A 19,431-nucleotide genomic window follows, 5' to 3' on the forward strand; every position below is an offset into this window, starting at 1 on the left:
TTGACATCGTTGCATGTGCAATGATTAAACGACCCGCGAGATGGTAACCAGACCTGGGGAGGACGCCATGACCGTATCATCCTTGCCGACAGGCATGATCCGTGCGCCGCATGTTGTGGGGACGCATGATGGGTACATGCCCGGTTTCGGGAATGACTTTGAGACCGAGGCGCTGCCGGGGGCCCTGCCGCAGGGGATGAACAGCCCGCAGAAATGCAATTACGGGCTCTATGGCGAGCAGTTGTCGGGCACGGCCTTCACGGCGAACCCGCCCGAACGCACATGGACCTATCGCATCCGGCCCTCGGTCAAGCATTCGGCACGCTATACCAAGATCGACCTGCCATACTGGAAAAGCGCGCCATGCGTCGATCCCGATGTCATCAGCTTGGGCCAGTATCGCTGGGACCCGGTCGAGGCGTCAGGGGAAACCACTTGGCTGACCGGCATGCGCACCATGACGACGGCGGGCGACGTGAACACGCAGGTGGGGATGGCCTCGCATATCTACCTCGTGACCGAGTCGATGGTGGACAGCTATTTCTTCAGCGCCGACAGCGAGTTGCTGGTCGTTCCTCAACAAGGCCGCCTGCGCTTTTGCACAGAATTGGGGATCATCGACCTTGCGCCGCAGGAAATCGCGATCCTGCCCCGTGGCCTCGTTTACCGGGTCGAGGTGCTCGACGGCCCGTGTCGCGGCTTCGTCTGCGAGAATTACGGCCAGAAATTCGAACTGCCCGGGCGCGGCCCGATCGGGGCGAATTGCCTTGCCAATCCGCGCGACTTCAAGGCGCCGGTGGCGGCGTTCGAGGACCGAGAGGTGCCCTCGACCCTGACGATCAAGTGGTGCGGCCAGTTCCACGAGACGCAGATCGGCCAAAGCCCGCTGGACGTGGTCGCGTGGCATGGCAACTACGCCCCCTACAAGTATGATCTGTCGACCTATTGCCCGGTGGGTGCGATCCTGTTCGACCACCCCGATCCGTCGATCTTCACTGTCCTGACCGCGCCAAGCGGTGTGCCGGGCACCGCGAATATCGACTTCGTCCTGTTCCGCGAACGCTGGATGGTGGCAGAGGACACCTTCCGCCCACCGTGGTACCACAAGAACATCATGTCCGAATTGATGGGCAACATCTATGGCCAGTACGACGCCAAGCCCAAGGGCTTCGTGCCCGGCGGCATGTCACTGCACAACATGATGCTGCCGCACGGCCCGGACAAGAACGCGTTCGAGGGCGCGTCCAATGCCGATCTGAAGGCCGAGAAGCTGGACAACACCATGTCCTTCATGTTCGAGACGAGGTTCCCCCAGCATCTTACGGAATTCGCTGCGAAAGAAGCCCCCTTGCAGGATGATTACATCGACTGCTGGGACAGTCTCGAGAAGAAGTTCGACGGGACGCCGGGCAAGAAGTGAGGGCCTTGGGGGCGCTGCCCCCGTCACGGCAGGCCGTGACTCCCCCGCGGTACTTGTGGCCAGAAGAAGCAAGAGGTGGCGCGTGATCCTTTACGGCTATTGGCGGTCGACGACCTCGCTGCGCGTGCGCGCGGCCCTGAACCTGAAGGGGGTCGTGTATGAAACCCGTTCGGTGAACCTGCTGGACGGGGCGCAGCGCGCGCCCGAATACGCGGCGCTGAACCCGGGTCGGGGCGTGCCGACGCTGGTGCTGGACGACGGCACCGTGCTGACCCAATCGATGGCCATTCTGGACTGGCTGGAAGAAACCTATCCGGACCCGGCCCTTTTGCCGTCCGATCCGGTGGCGCGCGCCCATGTGCGGGCGGCGGCGCAGGTGATCGCGATGGACATTCACCCGGTCAACAACCTCAGGGTCGTGGGCCATCTCAAGCGGTTGGGCCACTCCGCCGACGAGGTCCGCGACTGGATGTGCCAATGGATGGCCGAGGGGTTTTCCGCCTTCCAGCGGCTGATCGCGCCGACAGGCCGGTTCGGCTTTGGCGACGCGCCGACGCAGGCCGATCTGTGCCTCGTTGGGCAGATGGTCAATGCGCGGCGCTGGGGGCTGGACATGACGCCCTTCGCAAGGCTTGTAGAGATTGATGAGGCCGCGCGCGCGATCCCCGCGATCCACGCCGCCTTGCCCGAACACCAACCCGATGCCCAATAAAGGAGCCCAAATGCCCCTGATGAAAAGCTGGGTCGACAGCGCGAACACGTCTGAGACCGACTTCCCCCTGAACAACCTGCCCTACGGTGCCTTTCTGACGCAGGATGGCGAGCAGCATTGCGGCGTTGCCATCGGGGACATGATCCTCGACGTGACCGCTTTGGAGGCGGATGGGGTGATCGCCGTGCCGGACGAGGAAGAGGTGTTCTTCTTCGGCGACTGGTCCGAGTTCATGGCGCTGGGGCCGCAGATCTGGGCGGGTTTCCGCGCCGCGATCACGGAATTGCTGGCGGAGGATTACGAGGACCCGCAGGGGCTGACGCAGTATTTGGTGCCGCAGGTGGGCACGCGGATGTGCCTGCCCTTCACCGTGGCGGAATACACCGATTTCTACGCCTCCTATCATCACGCCAGCAATGTCGGCACCATGTTCCGCGGCCCTGAAAACGCGCTGCCGCCGAATTGGCTGTCGATCCCGATCGGCTATAATGGGCGGGCGTCCTCGGTTCAGGTGTCGGGCACCGATCTGCGCCGCCCGTGGGGACAGTTGAAGGCGCCGGATCAGGACCTGCCGGTCTTCGCGCCGTGCAAACGCTTCGATATCGAACTGGAGATGGGGGCGATTGTCGGCCAACAATCCGAAGGGCCGGTCACCGTGGCCGAGGCGGACGAGATGATCTTTGGCTATGTCCTGCTCAACGACTGGTCCGCGCGCGACATCCAGGCTTGGGAATACATGCCGCTCGGCCCGTTCCAGTCCAAGGCGACGGCGACCACGATCAGCCCGTGGATCGTGCCCAAGGCGGCGCTGGAGCCGTTCCGCACCACCACGCCCGAGCGCAAGCGCCCGCTTCTGGCGTATCTCGAGGAACCGGGTCCGATGCTGTATGACATCGCGCTGGAGGTCGGCCTTGCCCCCGAAGGCAAGGACGAAACCGTCATCAGCCGGACCAACTACAACCAGATGTATTACTCCAGCGCGCAGCAATTGGCGCATCACACCACCTCGGGCTGCCCGATGAATGTCGGCGACCTGTTGGGATCGGGCACCATTTCCGGTCCGGAAAAGCACCAGCGCGGCGCGCTGCTGGAAATCACTTGGGGTGGCAAGGAGCCCATCACGCTGGACAGCGGCGAGACCCGCAGCTTCGTCGAGGACGGCGACACGCTGACCCTGCGCGGCGCTGCCTTGGGCGACGGCTACCGCGTGGGCTTTGGCGCCTGCTCGGCCAAGGTGCTGCCCGCGCTTGAGGACCCTTACAAGAGATAACCCCGTCCCGGACTTGATCCGGGACCTCCACCTTTGACCAAGAGGCCCCGGATCAGGCCCGGGGCGCGAAAGGACCGCACCATGACCAAAGCCTTCGCCTCTGCCGGAGACATGGAAGAAAAGACAATCAGCTTCACGCAGGTGGGCGAGGGGCTTTACGCCTTCACCGCCGAGGGCGACCCGAACACCGGCGTCATCATCGGCGATGACAGCGTCATGATCGTCGAGGCGCAGGCCACCCCGCGCCTTGCCCGCAAGGTGATCGACTGCGTGCGCAGCGTCACTGACAAGCCGATCAGCCACCTCGTCCTGACCCATTACCACGCCGTCCGCGTGCTGGGCGCAAGCGCCTACGGCGCGCGGGAAATCATCATGTCCGACGTGGCAGCGGCGATGGTCGAGGAGCGCGGTCAGGAGGACTGGGACAGCGAATTCGACCGCTTTCCACGGCTCTTTCAGGGCCATGAGGAAATTCCCGGCCTGACGCGGCCCACGACCACCTTCTCCGACCGGATGACCGTCTACCTTGGCAAGCGCCGGGTCGACATCATGCATCTGGGCCGCGCCCATACCGCGGGCGACGCGGTGATCTGGGTGCCGGATCAAGAGGTCATGTTCACCGGCGATATCGTCGAATACCACTCTGCCTGCTATTGCGGCGACGGGCATTTCGGCGACTGGGAAGACACGCTGATGAACATCGCGGCCTATGAGCCCAAGGCCATCGCGCCGGGGCGCGGCGATGCGCTGGTCGGCGAGGACATGGTCGCCAAGGCCATCGCCGCCACGGCGGATTTCGTCAACTCGACCTACAAGCCCATCGCCCGCGTCGTCGCCCGTGGCGGCACGTTGAAAGAGGCCTGGGACGCTTGCCGCGCCGAATGCGACCCGAAGTTCAGCGACTACGCCATCTACGAACACTGCCTGCCGTTCAACGTTGCCCGCGCCTATGACGAGGCCCGCGGCATCGACACACCCCGCGTCTGGACCGCCCAACGCGACAAGGACATGTGGGCAAGCCTGCAGGGGTGACTCCGCGCAGTCCGGCATGGATGGGGCGCTGTTTGGGCGTTCCATCTATCGAACGGGCTGACACCAAGCGTCAACCCAACCGGTCAACTCAAGGGGGAGAAGTGGGGATGTCTGGCCTGAAAATCGCTTTGGCACTTGCCCTGTGCGTGAGCGTACTGTGTGCGCTCGTGTTTTTCCTCCAGGCTATTGCGCGGCTTTCAAGCTTTACGCACGCGCTCCGGAAAAGTGCCCTGGATGAACCTGAAAAGGCCGTGCTGACCGGCGGCTACTACAACGCGTTTCGGGTTTGGTTCGACTCTCGGAACACGCATGCCAGAAACCAACTGCTTCGGTACCAGACTCGCTTGGTTTTGGCAGTTGCAATCTCTGCGGCATTGGGGACAGCAATGATGATTGTCGGGGAATTGAACAAACCCTGCCTCGAATATCGAAGCTACAGCCTCAACGACGGACGCACGATCCAGTCGTGCCTGAAAAAATGATGTCACTCGCAGACTGCGGTCTTTGACCCGTCTGCCCGTGGGACAAGGAGGAGCCGACATGATCCACGACCGCTATCAACTCGCCTTCAAACTCTACCCCTATGAACGCTCATCCGATCAGGACGCCGCCCAGCCGGTCCGTCACCCGGTCGTCGTCATGGGCGGTGGTCCCATCGGGATTGCCACGGCGCTGGACCTTGGCCTTCAGGGTATCCCGGTCGTGGTGCTGGATGATCACGAGGGCATCGGGCAGGGCTCCCGCGCGATCTGTTTCGCCAAACGCTCGCTCGAAATCGCCGACCGCTACGGCGCGGCGGACAAGATGCTGGACAAGGGCGTGGTCTGGAACCTCGGCAAGGTCTTCCACGACGACCGCAAGGTGTTCGAGTTCAACCTGCTGCCCGAGGACGGCCACAAGTTCCCGGCCTTCATCAACCTCCAGCAACCCTATTTCGAACGCTTCCTCGTGGACCGCGTGCGGCAGGCGCAGGCCGAAGGCGCGCCCATCGACATCCGGGGCAAGAACCGGGTCGACAGCGTCGAAACCCATGACGACCACGTGCGCCTGAACATCACCACGCCCGACGGCCCCTACACAATCGAGGCCGATTGGCTGATCGGCTGCGACGGCGCCTCCAGCCCCTTGCGGGGCATGATGGGGCTCGATTTCGAGGGTCGCGTCTTCGAGGACAGCTTCCTCATCGCCGACATCAAGATGAACAATCAGGACTTCCCGACCGAGCGTTGGTTCTGGTTCGAGCCGCATTTCAAGTCCGGCGCTTCGACCCTGCTGCACAAGCAGCCCGATGGCGAATGGCGCATCGACTTCCAGATCGGCTGGAATATCGACCGCAAGGAAGAACTGCGCGAGGAAAACGTGCGCAAGCGTTTGGACGCCATGCTTCCGGGCGTCGAATACGACATCGTCTGGACCTCGATCTACACGTTCCAGTGTCGCCGGATGAAGCAGTTCCGCCATGGCCGGGTGATCTTTGCCGGGGATGCGGCGCATCAGGTCAGCCCGTTTGGGGCGCGCGGGGCCAATAGCGGCATGCAGGATGTGGACAACCTCGGCTGGAAGCTGGGGCTGGTGCTGCAAGGCAAGGCGCCCGAGCGCCTGCTCGACAGCTATCACGAGGAACGCGCCTATGGGGCGGACGAGAATATCCTGAATTCCACGCGGTCCACCGATTTCATCACGCCGAAATCCAAGACCAGCCATATCTTCCGCAACGCGGTGCTGGATCTGGCCGAGCACCACGCCTTTGCCCGGCCCTTGGTCAATTCGGGGCGCCTCAGCGTGCCCTGCACCTATGACGGGCTCAGCCTGAACGGCGCAGACGCCTTGACCGGTGGCCCGGCGCGCACGCGCCCCGGTTCGCCTTGCCCGGATGCGCCAGTGGGCGATCGGTTCCTGCTCGGCCAGCTTGGCGGTCGCTTCCAGCTTCTGACCATCGACGCCGACGCGCCCGATGCGCTGGATGAGGATGGCATCGCGGTCACGCGCGTGGCGCTGAGCGCCTCGGACGATCCCACCGGCGCGCTGGCCGCCCGCTATCTCGGTGATGCGCCCCGCGCCGTCTACCTGATCCGGCCCGACCAGCATGTCGCCGCGCGGTGGGACAGCTTCGACGCTTCCGCTGTTCGCGACGCCCTGCGCCGCGCCACCGCAAGAGGATAAGCCATGCGCCTGAACACACAGCCGAATATCGCCGCGCCGGACGATTTCTATGCCGATCTCATCGCCGCGCATGAGGGCCTGAGCGATGACGACAGCGCCGCCCTGAACGCGCGCCTGATCCTGCTGCTGGCCAACCACATCGGCGACCGCGAGGCCCTATCCGAGGCGCTGACCCTGGCCCGTCAGCCGGGCTGATTGCGCCACAGGATGACGTTGTCGCCGTCTTCCATCCGGTAATCGGGGTGGGCGGCGACGAACTGGTCCACCGCCAGTCGCGCGCCCCCGTAATCGTGGTAGTCGTCCAGCAGGATCGCGCCGCCGGGGACAAGCACGGCGTGCAGCGCCGTCAGGCAGAAGGCCACCGGGTCGTACCAGTCGCAATCCACATGGGCAAAGGCGATCGGTGCGGTGGGCAGGGCGGGCCACGTGTCCTGAAACAGGCCCTTGTGCAACTGCACCCGGTCACCATCGACCGGCAGGCCAAAGCGCGCGAAACTGTCGGTGACCTCGCCCAGCAGGTCGTCGCGATAGCCGTAATACAGCGCGCCGCGAATGCCGCTCGACTTGCCCTCGGCGATCTCGCGGTAGCGGGCGCGGGACAGCGGGTCGTCATGTTCCGAACTGGGCGCGGGGATCTGGCCAAAGACGTCGAAGCCAAGGAACCGCCGTCCCTGAGCCTGCGCCGCCTGCGCGATCACGATGCCCGACCCGCCAAGCGCAAGGCCGAATTCCACGAAATCGCCCTCGGGCACTGTTGCCATCCCGGTCAGCACCGTTTCCAGACGGGCCATCTTTTCCGGGCGCAGGTAGGTCAGACCTTCCTCGCGGACCCGGCTGGCCAGCGGGCCAAGCGCGGGCGGTTTGACCGGCGCGCAGGGCGTGCACAGGTAGAGCATCTGGATGCCGTGGTTGGTTTCGCCAAAGACCCGCTGCTCGGCGATCTGCCAGCCCTGCCGGGCCAGCAGGCGTGTCAGCACATGCGGCTTGAAGGCGTTGATCCAGTGGCGTTTTTCCCGAACCGGCGCGAAATCCTCGCCCTTGGGGTGGACATAGGACAGGATCAGGCGGCCGGATCGCTTGCGCGCCGCCCGCAGCGCCAGCCCCGGCTTTTCGAGATATTCCAGCACGCCCAGCAAGGTGCTGGCCGAGAAATCCCCCTCGGGGAATTGCCCCTGATCGAGATCGATCACGGCGACCTCGGGCGTCCAGCCGGTCAGATCGGCAGGCTGGTAGCCCACTCCCGGCGCCAGCATCCCGCGCAGCGCCTGATGCGGTCCGCAGCCGATATCGGCCACGATGCCGGTATCGGGCAGCCAGTCGCGCACCGCTTCGGCGCGCTTGTCCCAGTTGCGCTTGAACTTGTCCGGGTCGCTCCATTCGGTGGGGCGGGCGGTCTTGCGGGTCATGTCAGGCCTCGTTCCGGGCGTAGCGCCGCCACTCGCCGGCCCAGCGGATCGGGCGGGCGGTGATCCACGGTTTGCGCGCGCCGACCCAGTGGATCAGCTTGGGCGCTGCCATGTGGTCGCCATAGGGCTGCATGTTCCACGCCTCTGGCATGGGGGCGAAATCGCCTTGCAGGTACATGTTGATGGCTTCCTGATCCTCGAAGCCATAGCGTTCGACCAGCGCCAGCACCGTCTCGACGAAGCCATGGGCGCGCAGCCGGTCGAGGGACAGCACCATCACGCCGGCATTGATGTAGCGCGCGTTGATCCGGCCATGCGCGGCGATGCGGCGGCGCAGCTCGCGGGTCACGTCCTGCGGGTAGCCGCGCAGCCGGATGGCGCGTTCCATCCATTGCGTCAGCGTCCGGAACTGCCGGTTGGGCGTGGCGCGGCCCGCGATCCCGAGCGCGGATACCGGCAGCGCGGCAAGCTCGGCCACGTCGGCCAGCAAGACGGTGTCGCAATCCAGATAGACCACCCGGTCGAGATCCGGCAGCAGCTTTGGCAAGAGCAGCCGGTCCATCGTCGAAACCGAGTTGGCCCCCCCCGCCAGCGCCGCATCGAAGGGCGCTTTTCGCCCATCCATCGTGATCTGGTGCAGGCGCAGGGCAGGTGCCTCGGCCTGCAAACGGGCAAAGCCCGCCGCGTCGATCCCACGGGTCAGGACATGCATGTCGATCTGCGCATCGGAATGCGCGCGCACCGAGCGCAGGAAGGGACCCGCCCGGTGGACAAAGCTCTGATCCAGCGCGATGACAATGTCCACGCCGGGCCGCGTCGGGCTGGGCGGGACAGGTCGCGCGGCGCGGCGCAGCGGTTGCGCCTTGGCGAGGTCGGCGCGCGCCTCGGCGACCAGCGGTGCGGTGGTCTCGCGCCAGAGCGCGCGCAGCCCGTCCGGCGGCGTACCCGCCCGCACCGCATCCAGCACGGTGTCGATCAGGTTGGTGACGCGCCTCCGGATCGTCTCGAATCCCGGCCCGTCAAAGATCAGACCGTCAAAGCGGCGGTCGCTTGCATCCTTGGGTGCGAAGGCGACGTTGGCACCGATGGCGCGCGCAGGCAGATAGCAATGCAGCCGTGAGGTCGTCACCTGCGCGGCGCGCCCGTAGCGGGTCAGCAGGTCGAGACAGGTCGCGATGGCCTCGGCGAAATCCATGCGGCGATAGGCGGGGGCGTTCTGTTCGATCCCGCCGCTGTCGGTATCGACCTCAAGCACCTCGTCCGAACGGCCCGCGACCTCCAGCCCCATGGTCGTCGTGACGCAGCCCGAAAAGAACGCCTCGATCCCGCTATTGAGCAGCCAGTGGCAGGTCGGGCGGTCGCGGCAGCCTATGGGGGCGTTCGCCTTGAGAAAATCCACCACCTCGGGGGTCAGGTCCTCGGCCCGTTGCAGGTAAAAGCTCAGGATGATCGGCGTGACCTGATCGGGCAGTGGCAGGGCGCGGATCTGGCCCCAGACCCGGTGCAGGAACCAGCCATGCAGCAGGGCCAGAACTGGCTGGCCGGGATGGGTCTGGGCCAGCATCTCGGGAAAGTCGCGATCCATCAGGGCAAGATGCGCAGGCGGCGCGCCGGTGATCCGTTCGGCCATGGGCCAGCTGTCGCGCAGGGGGCGCAGGTCGAGGCCGGGATGGTCGCAGGTCAGGTCCGCGCCGAAATGCCGGACGAGATGGCGCAGCAGGGCGGCGCTTTGCATCCAGTCGCCGATATTCATCGACGACGATCCCGGCTCTGGCGTCTTGTAGTCCAGCACCGCCAGCTGCACCCGGTCCCCGGCCCGCGACGCCCCGGCGAGACGCTCCGACAGGTTGCGCGTGACCTTCGGCCCGTCCCGACCTGTCAGCCCGCCAAGGTAGCCGCTCAGCCATGTGATCTCGGCCTTCAAGGTGCCGGGGTCGGTGAGCTGGTCCAGATGCGCGATTGCGGCGGCGTGGTCATTCGCCAGCACGGCCAGACGCGCCTTTTCCAACTGCCACAGCGGCAGGTCCGCCCGGTCGTCGCGCAGCAAAAGGCGCGCCTCGACGATGTCGCCCATTTGCCGATGCGCCGTGGCGCAGGCCAGCCTGTCGATCACGCGGCCCTCGGGCAACAACTGGGCCAGTGCGGTGCTGGCGGCCTCAAGACTGCCTTGCGCCAGCATGGCATGCGCGAACAGGCGGTCGGACAGGTCGGGCGCGACCGACAGCAGACGGTCGGCGGCGACCATCAGGTCGACCTGCATACCGCGTCGCACCATGAGGTCGCAGAGCATCTGCTCGCCCTCTGGGCCGGAGAAATGCGCGACCAATGCGTCGGGCGCGGCGGAGCGGAGGAATTCCTTGGTCATGACCTGCCTGATCTGCCTTTGTTGCGCAGGGGTAGGGGCTGACCTTGCGCTTGTCAAATCCATGCACGGCGATGTATCGGACCGACCGCTGCCCGCCGTCCGGCCCGACGGAGAAAAGGGTCTTGGCCACGGATGGGGCGACGGCGGCGATGTGTTCCGCCACTTCGACGCGCGCGCACCGAAGCGTTTATTGTGCGACCTTGCCGATCGTATGAGACCGATGTTTTCAGGTCCACCCTCACCCCGCTGCGTGCCGAAACACCGAGCCGACAGTGTCGGCAGGACCGGTCAAGACAATTTAGCAAACGACCCGATGACAAGGTCAGACCGCGGGCAGGGGGCCGGTTTCGGGGGCACGGCCACCATGATCGATAAGGACCGAGTTTCCGACATGTATCCGGTGCAGGACTTGCCGGAACGCGCCGCATCCAGTGCTCAGGGTTTCGGTGCCGACCGTCGCTTTGTCCGGCTCGAAAAGCGGCAGGATACGGCCCGTCGCCTCAAACGGCACGTCGAGCAGATCGCAGACCGTCGGCGCGATGTCGACCAAGGCGGCGGGACAGGGGTCTTTGCCCTGCCGCCCGCCGGGCGTCCGCATGATGAGCGTGGTCTTCAATTCATAGCGGTTGAGGCCGCCATGCATCCCGCCACCCAAAGGCACGCCTGCGATCAGCCCACAGGTCCCCTTCACGCCATGCCCGTCCGGCGCATCCGAGGCGCGCATCAGGAAGAACAGCTCTGGCGCACGCGGATGCCCTTGGTTGACCAGTGACATGGGCAGCGTTCCGGGCAGGCTGTCCGCGATGTCGTCGCGGGCAAAGACCATCCCGATATCGTCCCGCGACATCAGCCATGCGCAGGCCGCGTCGATCAGGCCGTGGTCGCCGTCGAGGCTGCGGACTTCGCCCATATTGCCCCGGGTCAGCGCGAGGCGGTGGGTGTCGTCGGGCCGGTGGCTGGCCGGAAGCCCGGCGGCCTGCATTTCGGCGGTGATGTCGGTCTGAAACGTCGTCGTGATCTGGCCGTGGTCGGACATGGCGATGACCGCAGTCCGCCCGTCGTGCTTGGCCACCTGTTCCAGAACCATGCCAAAGACATCGTCTGCGGCGCGCGTCACGGCCTGCGCCTGAGCCGAGCCGATGCCGAACTGATGGTAGGTCGTGTCCGGTTCGGGCAGCCACATCAGCGCGACATCCGGCCCGTCCGGCCCGAGGGCCATCTCGGAAAACGCCCGTGCCGCATAGCTCAGGGTTTCGTATTTCGGAACGGCGTGTCCGGGCAGCGGGCCACAGCGCGCAATCGCCTCGCGCACGGCCTCCGGGGTCTGGGTCGCGGCCTCGCCATGCACGGAGAAGGTCCATTGCCCGTTCGACGCCACCTCGTGATTGACCAGATAGGCGGACCCGGCAGAGCCGCAATGCACCGCCCCCATCCGCAGCCCCGCCCGGGCGAGGGCTTGACCGAGACTGGTGGTCGTCACGACAGCCTCCTCGGCGGCCTTCAGCCGCGCGAGGTGGTCGAAGTTCGAGGTGTCGAGCGGTTCGCCCTTGACGATCTGGGGGCGATGGAAGGCGTTGTTGACGATGCCATGCCGTGCGGGCCAGTCACCCGTGGCAAAGGATGTGGTCGCAACCCGGGTCATGGAGGGAAAGACCGAGCGCGCCTCGGTGAACCAAAGGCTTTCTTGGGCAAAGGCTTCGAGGTTGGGCATGAGCCCGGCGATCCTGTCGGGGCGCAGCCCGTCGAAGACCACGATGACGGCGCGGTCAACCTTGCTCATGCGGCCTCCTCTGCGCGGGCGGCGTTGACAGCCACGGCAAAGGCCTTGGCCGCCGCGAGCGTGTCCGTTTCTGCGTGGGCGATGAAGTTCGACTTGATCTCGATGACGATACGGGTGTCCGGGCGGACGGGCAGCGCGGCGGCCAGCGCCTCGAAATCGACGCGGCCATAGCCTTGCGGCGCATGCATGTCGCCCACGCCGAAGAAGTGCTGTTCGTTGCGCGACCCGGTCGGAAAGCTGGCCGGGATGCCGGTGCTGTCCGAGAAATGGATATGGCCAATCCATGGGCCGAGCGCCTTGCACGCGGCGATCATGTCGAACCCCAACAGACCGGCCCCCTGCTGGGCGTGGCTGATGTCGAGACAGGCGCAGACGGCCTCGTGGTTCAGCCGCTGCAATTGATCGGCCAGTTGTGCGGGGTCGAGCGAATAAGAGGTTTCCTGCCCGGCAATGACGCGCGGATTGGGCGAGATGTTCTCATAAGCGATCCGGATGCCCAAGGCGGCGGCGCGCTCTGCCACCGGACCAAGCTGGTCGATCTCGAATTGCAACAGCGCCGCGCGGCGATTGATCCAGTCCAGCGGCGCGACCCGTCCGGGATGGATGACGACGACCTTTGCGCCGATCTCGGCGGCAAGGTCCATCGATACCAAGGCGGCGCGCTGCATGATGTCGGCATGCGCCTCGTCCATCAGGTTGATGGCGATGGGCGCATGCATCGAATAGGCAAGGTCGTGGCGCGCCATGATCTTCGCAAGCATGGCGGCGCGATGCGGGATCAGGCGGCAATCCACCACGGCGTCGAGCCCCACCGCCGTGATCTCGGCCCCGGTGCAGCCGATCCGGACCATGTGTTCAAGACGTGTTTCAAGGCGCGACAGGTCGCCCTCGGTCATGCCGGTATTGAAGCCGGTCGCGATGATCTGTGTCATTGTTCTTCCCACGGGTTGATGAGCGGCGCGCCGTCCAGATGCGCGGCGATGGCCTGCGCGGCGTCCAGAACGCCGCGCGCATGGGCGTTGTAGCGCCCGTTGAGTTCGATCATGCCAAAGGTGCCGTCCCGAAAGCGCATTTCGGGCAGCAGCTCTGCCCAAGGGATGGCCCCCCAGAACATCGGCAGGTGCAAGTCGCCCTGTCCCAGCACGACCTCGTCGCCCGCATCCCCGATGGCCGTGCCGCCGCTGGGCCGTCCGAAATTGTCGTGCAGATGCAGATGCCACACATGCGGCGAGAGCGCGCCGCACCCCGCGATGAAGTCGAAGCCGAGCGTTGCCGCCGACAGGAAGGCATGGCCAAAATCGAGGCAGGCGCCGATGCGGGGGTGCTGCGTCGCGGCCAGTTGCGCGGCCAGCGCGCGCGGGTCGGCCCCATAGATGACGCGACCGGCATTGGTGGGGCTGGCGATCAGGTTCTCGACGGCGATGTTCACATCCGCCGCCTCCGCCAGATCGCCAAGGTGGCACAGCAGGTCGCGTTCCTCGGCCAGCAGCGCGTCGGCCTGAACCACCCAGTCCGGCGCGGGCACATGCCCCGAATGCAGCACCATCGAGGCGCAGCCGGTGATCCGGCAGAATTCGACGGACGCCTCTGCGGCGGCAAGGTGCATGTCGCGGCGCGCGCGGTCCATCAGGTTGATCCCGTGCGGCGCATGCAGCACCGGCGCCATGCCATGCCGGTCGATCATGTCGGCCACGCGGCGCAGGGCGGGCAAGTTCAGCCGCCCGCCGACGATGATGTCGAGCCGCCGCGCGCTGATCTCCACATGGCTGCACCCGATCTCGGCCCATTCGGCCATCAGTCGGTCGGCGGCGTCGAGATCCCCCGGCGGCACGGAGGTCAGGTTGAGGCCGCAGCCGGTGATGATACCCATGGTCAGTCCTCCAGAGACGGGTCGAGTTTCGAGCGCAGCCAATCGCCGAGGATCGACATGCTGAGCGTGATGAAAAAGATCGTCATCCCCGGCACCACGGCCAGCCACCACGCGTTGATGAGGTAGTCGCGCCCTTCTCCCAGCATCTGGCCGAGCGAGGTCATCGGTGGCCGGATACCAAGGCCGAGAAAGCTCAACGAGGTCTCGAACAGGATCGTGGCCGGGAAATTTACGGTAAGCTGGACAAGAAGCGGGCCCGAGATATTGGGCAGGATATGGCGCAGATAGACCCAGCGCGGTCGCGCACCAAGGCCCCGGACCGCCAGCGCATAGCCCTGTTCGCGTGCCGACAGGACGAGGCCCCGGGTGATGCGGGCGTAGGTCTCCCACCCATAGAGCGCCATGATGGCGATGAAGATCACCATCGAATTGCCGAGGAAGGCCAGCACCGCCAGCGCGATGATGAACCACGGCATCGCCGCTTGGAAATCCACCAGCGCCATGATCGCTTCGTCCCACAGCCGCCCCTTATGCGCCGCGACGAAGCCCAGCGTCACACCCAGAACCGCGCCAAGGCAGGTGCCCAGCAATGCCAGCAACATGGAGGTCTGCGTGCCGACCAGCAGCCGCGAGAACAGGTCGCGCCCCAGCGTATCCGTCCCCGTGGGGTGCAGCCACGTGCTGCCCTCCAGCGGCACGGGCGGGGCCATGCGGTTCATCAGGTCGATATAGTCGAAGGCATAGGGCTGGATCACCCGCGCAAACACCATGACGAACAGCATGAGCACCATGAACCCGGCTGCCAGCGTCACGGCGAGCGGCGCCCGTGTCAGCCAACGCGGCAGCGGCAGACGACGCGGGGTGATGCGTTCCATGACACTCATCGCGCACCTGCCTTCGCGCCGACGCGCACCCTTGGATCGAGCCAGCCATAGAGCAGGTCGGTCAGCGTATTGGCGGCGATCATCGTGATCGCCAGCAGGATCATGATGCACTGTACCACCGCAAGGTCGCGCGTCGCCACCGCGCTGGTCAGCAGCCGCCCGATGCCGGGCCACGCAAAGACCGTTTCGACCACGACCGCGCCGCCCAGCATCTCGCCGACCTTGAAGCCAAGGATCGTGACCACGGGAATGGCCGCATTGGGCAGCGCATGCAGGTTCACCCGACGCGCCGGGGCCGCCCCCTTGGACCGGGCGGTGCGCATGTAGGGTTTCGACAGCACGTCGATCATCGACGACCGCGTGTAGCGCGCGAATTGCGCGGCATAGCTGATGCCCAGCGTCGCGGCGGGCATGATCAGGTGCCACCACGTGTCCGACCCCGACGAGGGCAGGACCCGCAGGTTCAGGGAAAAGACGAGGATCAGAAGGATACCAAGAAAGAAGTTCGGCATCGAAAAGCCGAAGACCGACACCGTCATCACCCCTCGGTCCAGCCAGCTGTCGCGGTAAAGGGCGGCGATGATGCCCAGCGGAATGCCCATGGCCAGCGCAATCAGCAGCGAGGTTCCCATCAGCAGCGCCGTCTTCGGCACCCGGTCCCAGACCAGATCGAACGCGTCCAGATTGTTGCGGAACGATATTCCGAAATCGCCGTGCAGCAGGGCGACAAGGTAGCTGCGATACTGCTCGAACAGAGGCGCGTCGAGCCCCCATTTGCTGCGATAGAAGTCGCGCGTGGCCTCGTCTATATCGTCCGGCAGCAGCATGTAGGTCGGATCGCCCGACAACCGCAGGACGAAGAACACGAAACTCACCACCAAAAGCAGCGTCAGTGCCGCGCGGATGGTCTTGATCAGGGTCCAGCGCATCAGCCGAAATCCTCCACCAGATGACAGGCCGCGCGACGCGGGCCGAAGCTGCGCAGGGCTGGGTCTTCGGTCCGGCAGCGTTCGAGGGCCAGCGGGCAGCGTGGGTGAAACCGGCAGCCGCTTGGTGGGTCAGCCGGGTTGGGCGGGTCGCCGATCTGCAGCTTGCGGGCGCGGCGGGTAGCAGGATCGGGTCGCGGCACCGCGTCCATCAGCACGCGCGTATAGGGGTGCAAGGGTCGGGCAAACAGCGCCTCGCGCGGGGCCTCTTCGACGATGCGGCCAAGATACATGACCGCCACCCGGTCCGCGATATGGCGCACCACCGACAGGTCGTGGCTGACGAACAGGTAGGTCAGGCCACGGTCGCGCTGCAGGTCCATGAGCAGGTTGACGATCTGCGCCTGGATCGACACGTCCAGCGCAGAGACGGGTTCGTCCAGGACCAGCACATCGGGGTCCAGCGCCAGCGCACGCGCGATCACGACCCGCTGCAATTGACCGCCCGACATCTCGTGTGGGTAGCGATCCGCCATCTTGCCCGACAGGCCGACGGCGATCAGCGCCTCTTCGGCGGCGTCGAGCGGCAGGTTGTGAATCCGCAGCGGCTCCTGCACCTGCGCGCGCACGGTCAGGCGCGGGTCGAGCGACCCGGCAGCATCCTGATAGACCAGTTGCATCCGGCGCCGCTGTGCCCGCCATGCGGCGTCCGAGACGTGCAACATGTCCTGACCGTCCAGCGTCACGGCACCGCGATCCGCCTCGATCAGCCCAAGGACAAGCCGGGACAAGGTGGACTTGCCGCAGCCGCTTTCACCGACGATGCCCAAGGTCTGCCCGGCTTCCAGCGTCAGGGACACGCCATCCACTGCGAAGAACCGCCTCTGGCGGCGCCAGAGCCTCTTGCGACCCACCGCATAGCTGCGTGCCAGATCGGTTGCGACGAGTTGGGTCATTGAACCGCCTCCAGATGACGGGTGGGGGCCACCTTCGAGGCGGAGCCATGCGGGTGATGGCACGCGACGCCGGTGACAAGCGCCGGGTCGTCCTGCCGACACAGGCCGTTCGCGCGCGGACAACGCGGCGCAAAGGCACAGCCGGGCGGAAGTGCATCGATCGGAGGCACGGTGCCCTCGATCGTCCGCAGCCGGGTGTCGGGCGCGGCGCCATGCGGCAGGGCGGACAAGAGACCGCGCGTGTAGGGATGCCGGGGGTCTGCAAACAGACCCGCCACCGGCGCCGTCTCGACCACGCGACCGGCATACATGACGGCGACCTCGTCCGCGCTTTGCGCCACGAGGCCGAGGTCATGGGTGACGAAGAGCACGGCCATCCGCATGCTGTCGCGCAGGTCCGCGATCAGGTCGAGGATCTGCGCCTGAAGCGTGACGTCCAGCGCGGTGGTCGCTTCGTCGGCGATCAGCAGCCTTGGATTGCCCGCGACGGCCAGCGCGATCATGGCGCGCTGGTTCATGCCGCCGGAAAACTGGTGCGGGTATTCGCGGGCGCGACTTTCCGGATCGGGCAGACCGACACGCCCCAGAAGGCGCACCGCCTCGCGCGTGGCCTCGTGACGGGTGGCGCCGATGCGCAGGCGGACCGCCTCGGCGACCTGCCAGCCGATGGTGCGCACGGGGTTCAGCCCGCCCGTTGCATCCTGAAACACCGAGGCCACGGCGCGACGCCGTATCCGCGCGGCCTCGCGCAGGGGCAGGGCGGCCAGATCCTGACCGTCGAACAGCACGGACCCGGCGCTGATCCGCGCGCGGCGTGGCAGCAGCCCGGCAATCGCCAGACACGTCATCGACTTGCCGCAGCCCGATTCACCGACAACCGCCAGAGTATGCCCCGGTTCGACGGACAGCGACGCCCCGCGCACCGGGCGCACGGGCGCGCCTGCGCGCCGGTCGATGGTCACTTCGAGATCAGAGACATAAAGCGTCATGGCAAGCAGGTCCCGCTGAATTCAAGGGGAGCGGCCCGGCTTTCCCGGGCCGCCCGCGATCATCCGATCACTCGGCGATCTTCAGGTTGTCCGGGCGCAGGTCCATGTAGTAGAGGCCGTAGGGCTTCCACTCGATGTTCTTGCGCATGGCGTAGGTTTCCAGCGGGTTGTAGAGCATCGTGCCGGGCGTCTCGTCCATCCAGATGTCCAGCGCCTTGCGATAGGCGTCCTGACGCACGGTCCAGTCGGTGGCCGTCACGATGACGTCCTGCGCGTCGTTGAACGCTTTCGGTGCGTCCCAGGCGCGGTCCGCATCCTGCTTGTTGTTCTGGATGCCCGAGGCCTTGCCCCATTGCGGCACGAAGCTGCCCAGCGGGTCGGGCATGCGGTGGGTGTTCGACCACGGGCGGATGTGGACGGTGCCGTTCGGGTCCTCGACCTGACCCCAGTTTTCGACCGGCTCCAGCTTGACGTTGAGGCCGACGGATTTCCACATCTGCTGCATGGCCTGCGCCGCTTCGGTGGACAGCAGGTAGTAGTTCAGCGGGAACTTGTAGACGATTTCCTCGCCGTCATATCCGGCCTCGGCCAGCAGGGCCTTGGCCTTTTCCGGGTTATATTCGAACTCGGGATAGTCCTCGATCCACATGGTGTAGGCGGGCAGCTGGTGGCCGTTGGGGGTGTAGTTCTTGTCCGCCCAAAGCGCCTGCCGCAGCAGGTCGCGGTCGATGGAGGCCGACAGCGCCTGACGCACGCGCTTGTCTTCAAGCGGGCCCGTGGTGAAGAAGACCAGCATATGCGTGTTGTCCAGAACGATCTGCTCGACCTTCAGGTCGTCATAGCTTTCGATCGTGGGGATCTGGTCCGGCGGGATGTTGACCGAGATGTCGTATTCGCCCGACACGAGACCCGCGATGCGGGCAGAGACCTCGGGCACCTGCACGAAGGTGACGGTCTTTGCAGCGGGCTTGCCCATGAAATAGTCGTCATGGCTGGCAAGGCGGATGTATTCGCCCTCGACCCACTCATCCATCTTGTAGGGGCCGGTGCCGACGGGGTTGCGGGCAAAGGCATCCTTGCCTTGCGTCAGGTAGCTCTTGTTTTCCACGACCCAGAAGGCATAGCCCGCAAGGCGCTGTTCCAGCAGGACGTCGGGTTCCTTGGACACGACCCGGACGGTGTACCTGTCGACCGGCTCGATATGGCTTACGGTCAGCATGAAGCGGGCGGCGGCACCGATCAGCGGATCGTATCCGTGGCCGCGACCGGCGTTGAAGCTGAACACGACATCGTCGGAGGTCAGCTCGGACCCGTCATGGAACGTGACGCCTTCGCGCAGCTTCAGTTCCAGCGTGCGGTCGTCGATGCGCTTCCAGCTTTCGGCCAGACCGGGCACCAGCTTGGATGCGGTGCCGGTGCCATCGGCGAGGAAGTCACGACGGATCAGGCTGTCGAACATCGAGTAGGTGATGCGCACGGCGACGTTGCCCATCTCTTCGATGCCTTCGAGCGAGCCGGGCAGGTTGTTGACGGCCACGACCAGATCGGGCCGCGTGTCGTCCTGAGCCAGAACGGGCGCGGCGGTCAATGCGACCGCGGCGACCGCGACGGCCTTGATGATGCTTCTCAGCATGGGTTTGTCCCCCAGAGGTTCGGTT

General features: G+C 65.7%; 17 protein-coding genes. 7 read left to right on the plus strand and 10 right to left on the minus strand.

Features of this window, described 5'->3' with window-relative positions; genetic code table 11:
- The first annotated feature begins 67 nt into the window (after positions 1-67).
- From hmgA to D8Z78_RS18335, 7 genes are all read left to right on the plus strand, one after another.
- On the plus strand, positions 68-1,420 hold the full coding sequence (gene hmgA, locus D8Z78_RS18305; RefSeq protein WP_121633821.1) for a homogentisate 1,2-dioxygenase: 1,353 nt from the start codon (positions 68-70) through the stop codon (positions 1,418-1,420).
- Positions 1,421-1,502: 82 nt separating this feature from the next.
- On the plus strand, positions 1,503-2,132 hold the full coding sequence (gene maiA / locus D8Z78_RS18310) for a maleylacetoacetate isomerase (protein WP_240672178.1): 630 nt from the start codon (positions 1,503-1,505) through the stop codon (positions 2,130-2,132).
- A gap of 10 nt (positions 2,133-2,142) precedes the next feature.
- Entirely contained in the window at positions 2,143-3,402 is a 1,260-nt protein-coding gene (gene fahA / locus D8Z78_RS18315; protein WP_121633817.1) for a fumarylacetoacetase, read from the plus strand.
- 81 nt (positions 3,403-3,483) lie between these two features.
- Positions 3,484-4,434 carry an MBL fold metallo-hydrolase gene (locus tag D8Z78_RS18320; RefSeq protein WP_121633816.1) on the plus strand — a complete coding sequence of 317 codons (951 nt, stop codon included), beginning with the start codon at positions 3,484-3,486 and terminating at the stop codon, positions 4,432-4,434.
- Between the two features lie 107 nt (positions 4,435-4,541).
- Positions 4,542-4,916 (plus strand): hypothetical protein, encoded by a 375-nt coding sequence (locus D8Z78_RS18325; protein ID WP_121633814.1) that lies wholly within the window; start codon positions 4,542-4,544, stop codon positions 4,914-4,916.
- Between the two features lie 58 nt (positions 4,917-4,974).
- Positions 4,975-6,597 carry an FAD-dependent oxidoreductase gene (locus D8Z78_RS18330; RefSeq protein WP_121633812.1) on the plus strand — a complete coding sequence of 541 codons (1,623 nt, stop codon included), beginning with the start codon at positions 4,975-4,977 and terminating at the stop codon, positions 6,595-6,597.
- Positions 6,598-6,600: 3 nt separating this feature from the next.
- On the plus strand, positions 6,601-6,792 hold the full coding sequence (locus D8Z78_RS18335; protein ID WP_121633810.1) for a DUF2783 domain-containing protein: 192 nt from the start codon (positions 6,601-6,603) through the stop codon (positions 6,790-6,792).
- On the opposite strand, the gene D8Z78_RS24875 is transcribed toward D8Z78_RS18335, so the two are convergent.
- The 10 genes from D8Z78_RS24875 to D8Z78_RS18385 all read right to left on the minus strand — a co-directional run bounded on the left by D8Z78_RS24875 (position 6,780) and on the right by D8Z78_RS18385 (position 19,406).
- Positions 6,780-8,003, minus strand: a complete 1,224-nt coding sequence (locus D8Z78_RS24875) for a TylF/MycF/NovP-related O-methyltransferase (RefSeq protein ID WP_206169704.1) — start codon at positions 8,001-8,003, stop codon at positions 6,780-6,782. The genes D8Z78_RS18335 and D8Z78_RS24875 overlap by 13 nt on opposite strands.
- A gap of 1 nt (position 8,004) precedes the next feature.
- Positions 8,005-10,368 carry a glycosyltransferase family 8 protein gene (locus D8Z78_RS18345; protein ID WP_164933007.1) on the minus strand — a complete coding sequence of 788 codons (2,364 nt, stop codon included), beginning with the start codon at positions 10,366-10,368 and terminating at the stop codon, positions 8,005-8,007.
- Between the two features lie 322 nt (positions 10,369-10,690).
- On the minus strand, positions 10,691-12,148 hold the full coding sequence (locus tag D8Z78_RS18350; protein WP_121633805.1) for an alkaline phosphatase family protein: 1,458 nt from the start codon (positions 12,146-12,148) through the stop codon (positions 10,691-10,693).
- The gene (locus D8Z78_RS18355) at positions 12,145-13,080 is read right to left on the minus strand and encodes a sugar phosphate isomerase/epimerase family protein (protein WP_121633804.1); all 936 of its coding nucleotides are present in this window, start codon (positions 13,078-13,080) and stop codon (positions 12,145-12,147) included. Before D8Z78_RS18355 ends, D8Z78_RS18350 begins: the two co-directional genes overlap by 4 nt.
- Entirely contained in the window at positions 13,077-14,018 is a 942-nt protein-coding gene (locus D8Z78_RS18360; protein WP_121633802.1) for a sugar phosphate isomerase/epimerase family protein, read from the minus strand. Before D8Z78_RS18360 ends, D8Z78_RS18355 begins: the two co-directional genes overlap by 4 nt.
- A gap of 2 nt (positions 14,019-14,020) precedes the next feature.
- Positions 14,021-14,902, minus strand: coding sequence for an ABC transporter permease (locus D8Z78_RS18365; RefSeq protein ID WP_121633799.1), 882 nt, complete (start codon positions 14,900-14,902; stop codon positions 14,021-14,023).
- A complete protein-coding gene (locus D8Z78_RS18370) occupies positions 14,899-15,831 on the minus strand; it encodes an ABC transporter permease (RefSeq protein WP_121633797.1) in 933 nt (310 codons plus the stop codon). The genes D8Z78_RS18365 and D8Z78_RS18370 overlap by 4 nt, the downstream gene beginning before the upstream one ends.
- Positions 15,831-16,784, minus strand: coding sequence for an ABC transporter ATP-binding protein (locus D8Z78_RS18375; protein WP_121633795.1), 954 nt, complete (start codon positions 16,782-16,784; stop codon positions 15,831-15,833). The genes D8Z78_RS18370 and D8Z78_RS18375 overlap by 1 nt, the downstream gene beginning before the upstream one ends.
- Entirely contained in the window at positions 16,781-17,773 is a 993-nt protein-coding gene (locus D8Z78_RS18380) for an ABC transporter ATP-binding protein (protein WP_121633793.1), read from the minus strand. Before D8Z78_RS18380 ends, D8Z78_RS18375 begins: the two co-directional genes overlap by 4 nt.
- A gap of 67 nt (positions 17,774-17,840) precedes the next feature.
- Complete coding sequence (locus D8Z78_RS18385) at positions 17,841-19,406, minus strand: ABC transporter substrate-binding protein (RefSeq protein WP_121633791.1); 1,566 nt, start codon at positions 19,404-19,406, stop codon at positions 17,841-17,843.
- Between the last annotated feature and the right edge of the window lie 25 nt (positions 19,407-19,431).

This window comes from Tropicibacter alexandrii (assembly GCF_003667315.2).
GTDB classification, from domain to species: Bacteria; Pseudomonadota; Alphaproteobacteria; order Rhodobacterales; family Rhodobacteraceae; genus Tropicibacter; species Tropicibacter alexandrii.